Genomic DNA, 11,990 nt, shown 5'->3' on the forward strand with positions numbered 1-11,990 from the left:
ACAGGGAATTGAACAGGGAATAAACTTGCAAAAATTGAAAACAATTTCTCTACTGCAAGACCTCGGTTTAACCCCGCAACAAATCTCAGAACGCTTAGACTTAACTCTGGAAACAGTGCTTAACTATTTGGCACAACAGCAGCAATAATTAAACCTTTTTCAACAATCTAGAAAAATAGCAGTTGCTAAGTAGTTGGCAAATGAATAGTAGCGAATCAGTGACCTTTAAGCTATCAGGGATAACTCGATGAATAACGACTTATTGACTTTCTTCTTTTGTGTTGCTTTTCTCATTCTCTATCTAGTTTTTTCAGCTTTAACCGAGATGGGAACAAAATGGCCTTGGACAAAAAAATAAGAGAAATACTTATAGATGTAAATAAACATAAAATCGGGTCAGGGACTCGGTCATTGGAAAAATTCTAGAGATTTGCTATCTAAACAATTAACTCTATTGCTCTACTGATAAAATATGAAACTAATTGCTGATATTTCTCCCAGTTTGGATTTATTCTTGTTGCTTTTTTTCTGGCATTGTCTCATCGGTGGCATTGCTACAGTCATCGCTATCAATAAAGGCTATCCAAGATTAAATTGGCTAATCTTCGGACTTCTGGGAGGAACCTTTACCTTTTTTATCGCCCTCTTTCTAGAAAAAAAGCCCAAAATTTAAGGGATGGTATTGCTTGATTATCCTTTAATAGTTCCCATCAACACCTCTAAATCTTCTGCGTCTAACTCCTCTGGGATACCATTGCGAATTAATTCCGAAAAATCCTCATTAGGAACCATAAAACATAGTGCATAAAGTCTTCCGTCCCCCACATTTCTAATCTCGTGAATACCCGTAGGACGGACTAATAAACTATCCCCCGGCCCCAGGGGAATCGGTTTACCATCACAGATAGCCATTCCTTCCCCTTTGAGGATAAAAAACATTTCTACGGCAAAATGATGACGATGGGTAGGGGTGCAACCGTGGGGATCGAAAATTTCCACACAGACGGTCAAGGAATCCCCCGCTACGGTAGAATCGAAGACGATCGCTAAACGATTCGTATCCCCAGCGCTAATGCGAAAAACTTGATAATCCCGGGGAGATCGAATCACGGGTAACATACAATGATCGCTGGTTAGTTGGCTATTCATCGCTAATTTCGATCGAACTGTGGATGATTCTAAGACTAGCAAAAATTTTCAACTTCGCTCGATTGCGTCCACCACTTTACTCACATCTACGATCGCGGCCACATCATGGACGCGCAGGATATCGGCCCCCTTAGCGATCGCTATGGCACAGGCCGCCGCCGTTCCGAAAACTCGTTCTTTTGGGTCATCTTTGCCTGTAATCTCGCCGATAAAGCGTTTTCTCGACAATCCAATTAAAATAGGTAAACCTAAATCCCGAAATTGCCCTAATTCTCGCAATAACTCAAGATTTTGTCGTCCAGTTTTGGCGAAACCAATCCCCGGATCGATGATAATATTTTCCCTAGCAATGCCCCACTGTAAAGCTTCCTTAACGCGATTCTGTAAAAATTCTTTAATTTCCTTGACTAAATCATCATAATGTGTTAAGAATTGCATCGTTTGCGGATTGCCCCGCAGGTGCATGAGGATGATGGGAACGGCCAATTTAGCCACCGTGGGCAATAATAGGCGATCGAAGGTTCCCCCAGAAATATCATTGATCAAATCGGCCCCGGCGGCGATACCTTGGGCTGCCACGATCGCCCTGGTGGTATCGAGAGAGATAGGAATAGAACTTTGTTGTCGAATAGCGGTGATTACGGGGATAACTCGCGATAATTCTGCTTCTAGGCTAATTTCTTCGGCTCCCGGACGGCTGGATTGACCACCGATATCGATTATATCAGCCCCGGCCTCGATCATTTTCATCGCCTGTAGCAGGGCATTTTCAACATTGTCAAATTCTCCCCCATCACTAAAACTATCGGGAGTAACGTTTAAAACACCCATGATATAGGTGCGTTTTCCCCACGCAAAAATATGTTCACGAATTGCCGTTAAACTAGACATAATACTAAATCCTGTTGAAAAAGTATATGAATTATGAATTATGAATTATGAAGTGGGGAGAATAAATAAAAATAATCTCCTGACTCCTGAATACTGGCTCCTGACTCCTGAATACTGATGGTCATAGTTAATTTTTAGGTAGGGAAGAATCTTTTAATTGAAAATAAGCTTGTACTTCTTCTTTCCAGAGTTGATATTTTTCTTCAATTAGTTGATATTGACTGGCAAAATCGAGGGTACAATCAACGAGATTGGTATCGATATCGGATTGGACTAATTCCCGTTCGATCAGGGTTTCTCGGATAAATTTTAAACATTCTTGTCTCAAAGTTTCCGCTTGATCAATAATTAGCTGGACTTGATTAATTGCTCGATCATATAATGGAGTTTGTGAATGAAAAATTTCGGAAGATGCGGCCAGATTTCGCAGTCTATGTAATTGATTTCTCTTTTCTACTAAACTGGCAATTTGGGGGTTAATTTCAAAAAGTAAGGTTTTCACCAGAGGAGCCAAGCGGCGAGTGTTAGTATAATCGTAGTTATTAAGATCGGATTTAATCAGGTGTACCTGTTGTAAATCGACGGTAATATCGTGGAATTGTATCTCGGTTTCGGTGATGGTGGGATGAATCGTTTTAACTTTCCAAGTAGTAATAGAAGTCAACTGCTGGCGATCACTATTAACCATTTGCTGCTCCATTTTCACCACATCGAGGGGAATGCTATAAAGTTTTTTATCGGGAATATAGATGACATCGCTACCGAGAATGCGATCGATTTTAGGACGACGATATAAATAATGATACAGGAATCGATAAAAGCTTTTACTACCTTGAAATATCTGGACAAATAACCAAATTTTCCAGCTGAATAACCCGCTAAGAAAGCGTCCGAATAGATGGGAATTCGAGGAGGAGTTATTCATGAAATTCCGTTATCAGTTATCGGTGAGGAATCGGAGGTTTGGTTCTTTTCAGCGATCGGTAAATAGTAAAGAGTAATCAGGGATAAAGATAACTAACTAATTAACTTAAAACTTACATCTGATAACTGATAACTGATAACTGATAACTGATTAAGGACGTTCTCCGGGTAGATTTTTTGACGATGTTGGTTTCGATCTTACCTGTTGACGACCGTTGCGGATAACTTGTAACATTTCCCCTAATTCTCGATCGAGATGTTCTAAAACCGCTTCGGCATAGTCGTCAGCGCCTTTTTGAATTTCATGACATTCAGCTTGGGTTTTTTGTCGTAACTGTTGCACTTCCTGCAAGGTGCTGTGACGCATCTGTTCGATTTCATCGAGGGTTTGTTGTTGCAAGGATTCACACTCCTGCTGAACCCGTTGACGAATTTGGGCCGCTTGCCGTTCTGCTTGTTGAATAATACCGGACTCATCGAGAATTTGGGCCGCTCTTTGTTGAGCGGAACGAAGGACTTGTTGAGCGTATTCCTCCGCTTTAGTGATAATTTCCTGTTCTTCCTGCAAAATTGCTAAAGCTTTCTGTACTGCGGGTGGCACGGTTTCATAGATGAGATCGATCTGTTCGGCTATCTGTCCCTCATCGATGATTGTCCAACGGGTGAGGGGGATATGGAAACTATCAAAAATCATCTCTTGCAGACGCGCCAAATCCTGATAGATATCGAAATCGACGGGTGGACTGGGAACCCCACTATTAGAAGTGTTAGGTACTGCTTTTCTGCGATCATTAGGTTCTCGGCGCGCCATAGGTTCAGATCGTCCTCATTGCTGTATTCTAGTATGTTAACTGTAGTATGAGTAAATATCCCTAGAAACGTTTTCTGGGACTAGATGGGTGACGGAGCCACCGAATTGAGCGATTTCTTTAACCACGCTACTGCTTAAAAAACTATATTCTTTAGTGGTGGCTAAAAAAACCGTTTCGATCCCTTCCCAGAGGGTTTTATTGGTGTGTGCCATTTGCAGTTCTTTTTCAAAGTCCGAGAGGACCCGCAACCCCCGTAAAAGTACCTTGGCCCCTTTCAATCTGGCATATTCAACCGTCAATCCTGAAAAACTGTCTATCTCAACGTTTTTCAGGTGTTTTGTACAGTAGCTAATCTGTTCTATGCGTTTTTCGACGGTAAATAAGGGGTTTTTATGGGGATTGCAGAGAACTGCCACGATTACTCGCTCGAATAGTGGCACACTGCGTTCGATAATATCTAAATGACCGAGTGTAACTGGATCGAAGCTGCCGGGGTAGATGGCGATCATTTCTCAACCTGCACACCTCGCCAAAAAGCGATATATCCTTTGATATTTTGGGCTTTTGGCTTAGGATCGGGATAATACCAAGCGGCATCTTTATTGTTCTGTCCATCTACCCTGAGAGTATAGTAACTAGCCTCTCCCTTCCAAGAACAAATTGTATGGGTGTTACTGGGTTGAAAATATTCAGCTTTGATGGTATCGGGGGGAAAATAGTAGTTACCCTCGACAATTTCACAGTTATCGCTTTCCGCTACCACTGCACCATTCCAAATCGCCTTTGCCATGACACTAACTCCTAGTTCTGGTTCAAAATTATCTTACAACAGAGTTTGTAAATGTTGAACCAGTTGGTTAACCTGCACCACTCCCTCGATTCGATCGATCGGTTGACCATTTTTAAAGACTACTAAAGTCGGTAAAGCTTGAATACCGTACTTAGTGGCTAAATTGGGATATTTGTCTGTATCAATTTTGACAATTTGTAGGCGATTTTTGAAATACATTCCCGTTTGTTCTAGAATCGGAGCCATCATTTGACAAGGACCGCACCAAGTGGCATAGAAATCCACTAACACGGGAAGATTAGTGGTTTGCAACAGTTCCTGAAAACTGGAAAACTCTTTTTTGACTGCCATAAATTGTCACCTCGCCGGAAAAATAGCCTTTTCCCTACTATAGCTTTTCTACTGAAGGGGTGACAACGAGGTTGAAGTCTAGGCTGGGTGTGGGGTGTGGGGAAAATCTCCTCGCTGTCAGCCGTCAAATTCATTAACTTACTTAAGCTTAAACCTGATTCTCTCGTCCTCATTTCGGGGAAAGTCTCAAGGTTTTTCCCTACACCTTACCCCCACACCCTGTTTCACTTTCAATCTGCTTGTCACCCCTTGAGACTTTTCTTTTTCTAGATGTTCCTTGATTTCTCCAGAGCAGTCATCGATCGCCGGGAAAATGCTAAGTTAGGTAAAGACTCTGAGCCAAATCTCCATGAACATCCTAACCAAGCTGCTTTTTCCCGAAACTAAAACCCCAGAGCAAGTAGGTTCACCGCGAGTACAGAAAAGCCGCCGGGGAATCGAAACTAAATCCGCCACAGAAATCGTTATTATGCGACAAGCGGGTAAAATTGCCGCTACAGTCCTCAAAGAAATTGCTGAGATCGCTCAACCCGGGATGACGACGGCGGATTTGGATGCCTATGCGGAAAAACGTATCCGCGAAATGGGTGCTACTCCCAGTTTTAAAGGTTATTATGGCTTTCCTGCCTCGATTTGTGCCTCCGTCGATAACGAAGTCGTTCACGGTATCCCTAGCCCGAAAAAACGCCTCAAAGCCGGTTCTGTGTTAAAGGTAGATACGGGGGCCTACTACCAAGGTTATCATGGGGATTCCTGTATCACGATCGCTATCGGTTCCGTCTCTCCAAAAACCGAAAAATTAATCCGCGTGGCGGAAGAAGCTTTATATAAAGGCATAAATCAGGTAAAAGCGGGCAATTATCTGCTCGATATTGCGGGAGCGATCGAAGATCACGTTCAAGCTAACGGTTTCCAAGTAGTAGAAGATTTTACCGGTCATGGAGTCGGCAGAAATCTCCACGAAGAACCCTCGGTATTTAATTTTCGCACTAATCAGTTACCCAATGTCAAACTCCGCGCCGGGATGACTCTGGCAATTGAACCAATTGTCAACGCGGGATCTAAACATACCAGAACTTTGCGCGATCGTTGGACGGTGGTGACGATGGATAATGCTCTCTCCGCTCAGTTTGAGCATACTGTCTTAGTAACCGCCACGGGTTACGAAATCTTAACCGAGCGCAATAACCTATAAAATTGTCTATCTAGGCTTATTATCCTTAGATAATGGCAAAATAAAAGATTTTTTGCCCCTTAATCTTAATTGGAAGTTTGTTTAACGGCAGGATTTAGTCAAAATGTTTAAAAATATCGTTGTTGCCTTAGATTGTGGGGAATTATCGGATCGAGTCCTTCAGTCCTTGAATTACCTTTCTCTAACGGCAAATTCTTGCATCATACTCACCCATATCCTTGGCAAGGAGGGAGATGAATCGGCAGTGGATCGCCCTCACCCCTCCCGTGAGATCATTGAAGATCAATTGCGCTGCTATCAATCCCAGATTGCTACCCCTAGTGAAATCGAGGTCATCTTTGGTGATCCAGCGGAGGAAATTATTCGTTTAGCTAATATCTATCATGCTGATCTGATCGTGATCGGCAGCCGGGGATTAACGGGAGTTCAACGGGTGATCGAAGATTCTGTTAGTAGTCTCGTGGTGGCAGAAGCTACCTGTTCAGTATTGGTGGTGAAAGCATAGCAGCCAGCATTCAGCTAGAAAAGGTACTCTGGCAAGAGTGCCTAAGTAGTCTTGAGCATCACTGCTGACTAAAATTTGCAAATCTTATTTTTCCCCAATGTTTTCCCCCATACATTCCCCAGTATTTCCCCACTCACTCCCAAGTTTTCCACAGTTTACCCAGACTTTTCCACAGGCAACAGCGATAGAATCGGCACTTGCTTCGAGAAAAAATTAATCTTGATTGTCAAAATTCCCATCGATAGATACTGAGTTATTGTTAATTTGAGTAAATAAAATCTAGCTCTAACCCTTATTCCCTCGTAAATATTAAGTTTTTCTAAAGCATTCCTTTACATCTGGTAATATTGCAACTCCCCGCAACTTGGCTCACAATAGTCCTTACTGTCCACTGCACCAGTCAGGGATTTCCCCACTTCAGATTTAGAGGTAAACGATATGAATACATCAGTCAGTATCTTGGCAGAAATCCCCGAAATCCTCCACCAATCCCTACAACAATATCTAGAAACTCATCCCGGTTGGGATCAAGATGGTGTGTTTACGGCGGCCTTGTCATTTTTTCTACTTAATTGTCAATCCTCCGAAAGGATGAATTTTGAGGAGCAAAATAGCTATGCCAAGGTTTATCTAGAAACTTTGTTCCAGCGCTCCGAGTGCTAATTCAGTGATAATAAGAGTCGGGTCATGGTTAAAAGCCCGATTTTCCCCTATGAATTCCGATAAAACCCCTAATTTAATCATTCCTCAGCTAATTATCGGTTTGGGTAATCCCGAACCCAAATATGATCGCACCCGTCATAATATCGGTTTTGAAGCTGTGGACTCATTAGCGCGGGATTGGGGGCTATCTTGGCAGGAAAACAAGCGATTTCAAGGTTTTATTGCCGAAGGTGACAGTCCTCTCCCGGGCAAAATTCGTCTCTTGAAACCCCAAACCTATATGAATCGCTCCGGGCAATCGGTGCGATCGGTGCTGGACTGGTATAAACTAGCCCCAGAGTCGATTTTAGTCATTTACGATGATATGGATCTGCCCCTAGGCCGGTTGAGAATCCGTCTATCGGGATCGGCGGGCGGACACAACGGTATTAAATCGATGATTGCCCACGTTGGCACGGAAAACTTCGCTCGTTTACGCATAGGAATCGGTAAATCAACCGAAAAGGCGACTGTTTCCCACGTTTTAGGTCGATTCACCCCCCAAGAAAACCAAGTGATCTTGAAAGTGTTAGACTTGTCCAGAAAAGCGATCGAACTTGGTCTCAAACAAGGGTTACAAAAGGCAATGAGTCTCTACAATAATCAAAGTGTAGAGATTGGCTCTAATCTATGCTGATAGCAAATAAGCCTGATTTTAGTAATGGTTATAATCGCCATTTTCGTCTATACTCTTACAGAAACCTTGCTTAAATTTTGATCGCCCTTTGCTAGATTAGGTCAATTTTTATCCTTGATATTAGCAGTTTAAGTATGATTAATCGCCAAAGTTTGCTGAGATTCGCCCACAAGTTTAATCTCATTTTATTGATAATCGCTACAGTTTTTTGTCTTTGGGGTAATGCTGCTTTTGCCCATCGTCCCCATGATGTAATTAGTCAAGTGGAAGTTTCTCCCGATTTCCAGACAGATAATACAGTATATATCTTAGTGCGAAATAACTTTTATAAATCTAGCGACGGAGGTAGCAACTGGAAAAGATTAATTCAAGGTTTAGATTATAGGGGGGAATTAAGTTCCTTATCCCTATCTCCCCTCAATAAAAATATTCTCTATCTAGCTTCAAGATCCGATGGTATTTATAAAAGTGAAGATGCGGGGGAATCTTGGCAGAAAGTTAATCAGGGTTTAGAAACTAACTTTATTAACTTCCTAGAAATTGCCCCTTCCGATCCCAATATAGTAGCGGCAGTGGGATTAGAAAAAGGGGTTTATTTAACCGAAGATGGCGGTAAAAATTGGTCAAATATTTTCCCCACCACGGCACTGATAACCTCTCTAGCTATTACCCCCAACAATCCGGGGCGAATTTTTTTCGGGGATGAAGAAGGTAAATTATACAGTTCCTCCGATGGGGGGAAAACTTGGCAGAATCTCCCCTTACCTGCTAATGTGGGGGCAGTGGATACAATTGCTTTTTCTCCTAATCTAGACAGGGATAAAACCTTTTTTGTCGGTACAAAAGAAGCAGGTATTTTTAAAACCGTTGATGATGGTAAAACCTTCCAAGCTGTTAACGAAGGAATTAAAGATAAAATCATCGAAGACATTGCTATTTCTCCCGACTACGCCCGAAATTCAACCCTTTATGCCATCACTTGGTATGACGGAATGTATGTTTCCCAAGATGGGGGGAAAACTTGGACAAAAATGAGCGAGGGTTTAACAAAAGATACACAAGCTGATGATTATAAAGTTCCCCATTTTATGGATTTAAAAATAGTTCAAGATACGATGTTTTTAGGGGGATTTAATGGCTTATTTAAAACCACGGATAGCGGCAAACAATGGCAGCAAATAGAAACTTTAGCCCGGGGAACAGTTATCGCCATGGCGGTTTCTCCTAATTATGCCGAGGATGCCACTGTCGTCATCGCTAATTATGTAGGTAATATCTTCATCAGTCGGGATAAAGGGGAAACTTGGACACCAATTAATCGCGGTTTAGAGGTTTATCGACTTGGTAAAGATACCGAAGAATCAGGACAGGATCCCCGGCGTTTCTTTGACATTGCCTTTTCTCCTAACTATGGAGAAGATAGAACTATTTTTGCTGGGTTTTTACGCAATAGATTTGCCAAATCCGCTAACGGTGGTGATTTATGGAAAATTATCGAAATTGATGAAGGAGTCCGCGGTCCGAGAATAGTTCCTTCTCCAGATTTTGCCAAGGATAAAACTCTTTTTCTCACCAATCAACAGGGACGAATATTTCGTTCTACCGATGGAGGAAATACGGTTAAAAATATTAGTGAAGTGGGCAGAATTTCTGGTAATTATGCCCCTGCTATGGTAGCTTCCCCCGATTTTGCTAAGGATAAAACTTTGTTTGTCACGGGAAAAGAGGGTATTTATCAAAGTGTCGATGGTGGACTAACTTGGAAAAATGTCAGCCAAGGAACCCCCCTATCAAAAAGCTCTAATGTGCAGTTGGCAATGTCTCCCAATTATCCCAGCGATGGAACTATTTTTGCTGGGACAATTTCTGGTTTGTTTGTCACCAAAGATGGGGCTAAAAGTTGGACAAAATTAGAGAAACCGGGGTTTAATCCTCAAGCATCAGTAGAAACCATTGCTATCTCTCCTGATTATGCTAATGATCGCACGGTAATGGTTAGTTTACAGGGAGATGGTTTGTTTAAATCTACCGATGGAGGAGAAACTTTTAAATCAATTGGTGATCCTAAAATACCCCTAGTGAAAATTCATAGTATCCCTTCCGCTGGTATCTCAGTCCGGTTTTCTCCTAATTACGCTCAAGATAAAACTTTATTCGGTTTTGGTGGCGCTAAAACTACAGTTTTTCGTTCCACCGATGGGGGAGAAACTTGGACAAGTGCAACTATTCCTCCTCACGCGGAAGAAAATACACCCCGCTATAAAATCGGTGAGTTTTTCTCTGGTCCCCTTGGCACAATCCTACGCTTAGTTATCCCGATTCTCCTGGCAATCGTCGCTTATTTTCTGGTGGGTTTCTTGAAACTGGAGAAAGTTATTAATCTTCCTAAATCCTTCTTCCCTATGGCAGGGGCATTTATGATTTTTCTCTTTGTTTTCTTCGCTATCATCACCCAAGTTTAGGAGAAATTTTGACCGGCGGGGCTTGACAAATCCCGCCGCTTGCCTTATACTTATATATATAATGGGAATCCGTGCCTGCCTGCGACCTCATGATTTTTACAGCAGTTATCCCCTCAGACAATTAACCATCGGCAACGTAGGGATTAACCATCTTAGCGGGGTCAACAATGCGATCAAAATCCGCTTCCTCGATGTATCCCAGTTGCAAGGCTGCCACTTTCAGAGTTAAATCTTTTTCTAGGGCATAATGAGCGACGTAGGCAGCCTTTTGGTAGCCAATCACGGGACTTAAGGCAGTCACCAGCATCAAGGATTGATTTAAAAAAGTCTCAATTTGTTTTTGATTAGCAGTCATCCCCTGAACCAAAAACTGACAGAAATTACCGCAACCATCAGTGAGCAGCCGGATAGACTGCATGAGATTATGAATCAACAGCGGTTTATAGACATTCATTTCCAGATGTCCTCCGGCGCCTCCCATCGTCACCGCTAAATCATTAGCCATCACCTGCACTGCTATCATCGATAAAGCTTCGCATTGGGTGGGATTAACTTTCCCCGGCATAATTGAAGAACCCGGTTCGTTTTCTGGCAGCTGTAATTCTCCTAATCCACAACGGGGACCACAGCTAAGTAAACGGATATCATTAGCAATTTTATACAGGGAACTAGCGATAGTTTTCAATCCCCCGCTCAAGAAAACTAGAGCATCGTGGGAACCTTGCACGGTAAACTTATTAGGGGCGGTAATAAAAGGTAATTTGGTCAGATTAGCGATTTCGGCAGCCACATCTCGATCAAAATCTGGGGGAGCATTAATTCCCGTACCGACGGCAGTTCCTCCCAAGGATAAACGATAGACTTTTTCTAGACATTTTTCTAGCCAATCGCTGCCATCATCCAATAAACCCACATAACCGGAGAATTCTTGTCCGAGGGTTAAAGGGGTGGCATCCTGTAGGTGAGTGCGACCAATTTTAACTATATTTGCCCATAATTGCGCCTTTTCATCGAGACTATTCCGTAATAGTTGCAGACTGGGAATTAATTTTTCCTTGACTGCCAAGGCAACGGCAATATACATGGCCGAGGGAAAGGAATCATTAGTCGATTGGGACATATTAACATGATCGTTGGGATCCACGGGAGTTTTGCTACCCAGAGGATTCCCCGTCAGTTGACTACAACGATTGGAGATGACTTCGTTGATGTTCATGTTAAATTGGGTGCCACTTCCCGTCATCCAAACGTAGAGGGGAAAGTTATCTGCGTGTTGTCCGGCTAAAATTTCATCGCAGACTTGACAGATAAGGTTTTTTCTCTCCTGACTGAGACGATTTTTTTGCTGATTGACAATTGCACAGGCTTTTTTGAGAATGGCATAGGACCCGATCATCTCCCGGGGCATGAGATTATCACCGATACTAAAGTATTGTAGGGATCTTTGGGTCTGCGCTCCCCAAAGTTTATCGGCAGGTACGGGAATTTCTCCCATGCTGTCTTTCTCGATGCGAAATTCTGTCATCTTTAAGTTACTTCTGCATCTGGCCTGAAAAGAGAGGGTCTCCAGGA

The 11,990-nt window shown here is 42.5% G+C and carries 14 protein-coding genes; 6 read left to right on the top strand and 8 right to left on the bottom strand.

Annotation, left to right across the window (positions count from 1 at the left end):
* Window positions 1–472 precede the first annotated feature (472 nt).
* Window positions 473–673, top strand: coding sequence for a hypothetical protein (locus IM473_RS04000; protein WP_079207132.1), 201 nt, complete (start codon window positions 473–475; stop codon window positions 671–673).
* A gap of 17 nt (window positions 674–690) precedes the next feature.
* Here the strand turns inward: IM473_RS04000 and IM473_RS04005 are convergent, their stop codons facing one another.
* The 7 genes from IM473_RS04005 to trxA all read right to left on the bottom strand — a co-directional run bounded on the left by IM473_RS04005 (window position 691) and on the right by trxA (window position 4,917).
* A complete protein-coding gene (locus IM473_RS04005) occupies window positions 691–1,149 on the bottom strand; it encodes a cupin domain-containing protein (RefSeq protein ID WP_002800061.1) in 459 nt (152 codons plus the stop codon).
* A 48-nt stretch (window positions 1,150–1,197) separates the two neighbouring features.
* Window positions 1,198–2,040, bottom strand: a complete 843-nt coding sequence (folP, locus tag IM473_RS04010) for a dihydropteroate synthase (RefSeq protein WP_287658733.1) — start codon at window positions 2,038–2,040, stop codon at window positions 1,198–1,200.
* 127 nt (window positions 2,041–2,167) lie between these two features.
* Complete coding sequence (locus IM473_RS04015) at window positions 2,168–2,965, bottom strand: hypothetical protein (RefSeq protein WP_287658734.1); 798 nt, start codon at window positions 2,963–2,965, stop codon at window positions 2,168–2,170.
* A gap of 150 nt (window positions 2,966–3,115) precedes the next feature.
* Window positions 3,116–3,775 (bottom strand): ATP synthase subunit B family protein, encoded by a 660-nt coding sequence (locus tag IM473_RS04020; protein WP_004163116.1) that lies wholly within the window; start codon window positions 3,773–3,775, stop codon window positions 3,116–3,118.
* Window positions 3,776–3,811: 36 nt separating this feature from the next.
* Window positions 3,812–4,285 carry a pantetheine-phosphate adenylyltransferase gene (coaD, locus tag IM473_RS04025; protein ID WP_002758057.1) on the bottom strand — a complete coding sequence of 158 codons (474 nt, stop codon included), beginning with the start codon at window positions 4,283–4,285 and terminating at the stop codon, window positions 3,812–3,814.
* Complete coding sequence (locus tag IM473_RS04030) at window positions 4,282–4,566, bottom strand: DUF427 domain-containing protein (RefSeq protein ID WP_287658735.1); 285 nt, start codon at window positions 4,564–4,566, stop codon at window positions 4,282–4,284. The genes coaD and IM473_RS04030 overlap by 4 nt, the downstream gene beginning before the upstream one ends.
* 33 nt (window positions 4,567–4,599) lie before the next feature.
* Entirely contained in the window at window positions 4,600–4,917 is a 318-nt protein-coding gene (gene trxA, locus IM473_RS04035; RefSeq protein WP_002765348.1) for a thioredoxin, read from the bottom strand.
* A 349-nt stretch (window positions 4,918–5,266) separates the two neighbouring features.
* Here trxA and map point away from each other — a divergent pair, with 349 nt between their 5' ends.
* The 5 genes from map to IM473_RS04060 all read left to right on the top strand — a co-directional run bounded on the left by map (window position 5,267) and on the right by IM473_RS04060 (window position 10,418).
* Window positions 5,267–6,112 (top strand): type I methionyl aminopeptidase, encoded by an 846-nt coding sequence (gene map, locus IM473_RS04040; protein ID WP_287658737.1) that lies wholly within the window; start codon window positions 5,267–5,269, stop codon window positions 6,110–6,112.
* 103 nt (window positions 6,113–6,215) lie between these two features.
* Window positions 6,216–6,617 (top strand): universal stress protein, encoded by a 402-nt coding sequence (locus tag IM473_RS04045; protein WP_287658738.1) that lies wholly within the window; start codon window positions 6,216–6,218, stop codon window positions 6,615–6,617.
* A 438-nt stretch (window positions 6,618–7,055) separates the two neighbouring features.
* Entirely contained in the window at window positions 7,056–7,280 is a 225-nt protein-coding gene (locus IM473_RS04050; protein WP_287658739.1) for a DUF2811 domain-containing protein, read from the top strand.
* Between the two features lie 49 nt (window positions 7,281–7,329).
* Complete coding sequence (gene pth / locus IM473_RS04055; RefSeq protein ID WP_287658740.1) at window positions 7,330–7,956, top strand: aminoacyl-tRNA hydrolase; 627 nt, start codon at window positions 7,330–7,332, stop codon at window positions 7,954–7,956.
* A 134-nt stretch (window positions 7,957–8,090) separates the two neighbouring features.
* Window positions 8,091–10,418, top strand: a complete 2,328-nt coding sequence (locus IM473_RS04060; RefSeq protein ID WP_287658741.1) for a WD40/YVTN/BNR-like repeat-containing protein — start codon at window positions 8,091–8,093, stop codon at window positions 10,416–10,418.
* Window positions 10,419–10,539: 121 nt separating this feature from the next.
* Here IM473_RS04060 and fumC read toward each other — a convergent pair whose 3' ends face one another.
* Window positions 10,540–11,943, bottom strand: coding sequence for a class II fumarate hydratase (fumC, locus tag IM473_RS04065; protein ID WP_287658742.1), 1,404 nt, complete (start codon window positions 11,941–11,943; stop codon window positions 10,540–10,542).
* Window positions 11,944–11,990 lie beyond the last annotated feature (47 nt).

This window comes from Microcystis sp. M015S2, from assembly GCF_020245945.1.
Taxonomy (GTDB): domain Bacteria; phylum Cyanobacteriota; class Cyanobacteriia; order Cyanobacteriales; family Microcystaceae; genus Microcystis.

Bases quoted from the DNA above. Each gene is read 5' to 3' on its own strand.
- IM473_RS04000 (WP_079207132.1), top strand. From the start codon at position 473: ATGAAACTAATTGCTGATATTTCTCCCAGTTTGGATTTATTCTTGTTG.
- IM473_RS04005 (WP_002800061.1), bottom strand. From the start codon at position 1,149: ATGAATAGCCAACTAACCAGCGATCATTGTATGTTACCCGTGATTCGA.
- folP (WP_287658733.1), bottom strand. From the start codon at position 2,040: ATGTCTAGTTTAACGGCAATTCGTGAACATATTTTTGCGTGGGGAAAA.
- IM473_RS04015 (WP_287658734.1), bottom strand. From the start codon at position 2,965: ATGAATAACTCCTCCTCGAATTCCCATCTATTCGGACGCTTTCTTAGC.
- IM473_RS04020 (WP_004163116.1), bottom strand. From the start codon at position 3,775: ATGGCGCGCCGAGAACCTAATGATCGCAGAAAAGCAGTACCTAACACT.
- coaD (WP_002758057.1), bottom strand. From the start codon at position 4,285: ATGATCGCCATCTACCCCGGCAGCTTCGATCCAGTTACACTCGGTCAT.
- IM473_RS04030 (WP_287658735.1), bottom strand. From the start codon at position 4,566: ATGGCAAAGGCGATTTGGAATGGTGCAGTGGTAGCGGAAAGCGATAAC.
- trxA (WP_002765348.1), bottom strand. From the start codon at position 4,917: ATGGCAGTCAAAAAAGAGTTTTCCAGTTTTCAGGAACTGTTGCAAACC.
- map (WP_287658737.1), top strand. From the start codon at position 5,267: ATGAACATCCTAACCAAGCTGCTTTTTCCCGAAACTAAAACCCCAGAG.
- IM473_RS04045 (WP_287658738.1), top strand. From the start codon at position 6,216: ATGTTTAAAAATATCGTTGTTGCCTTAGATTGTGGGGAATTATCGGAT.
- IM473_RS04050 (WP_287658739.1), top strand. From the start codon at position 7,056: ATGAATACATCAGTCAGTATCTTGGCAGAAATCCCCGAAATCCTCCAC.
- pth (WP_287658740.1), top strand. From the start codon at position 7,330: ATGAATTCCGATAAAACCCCTAATTTAATCATTCCTCAGCTAATTATC.
- IM473_RS04060 (WP_287658741.1), top strand. From the start codon at position 8,091: ATGATTAATCGCCAAAGTTTGCTGAGATTCGCCCACAAGTTTAATCTC.
- fumC (WP_287658742.1), bottom strand. From the start codon at position 11,943: ATGACAGAATTTCGCATCGAGAAAGACAGCATGGGAGAAATTCCCGTA.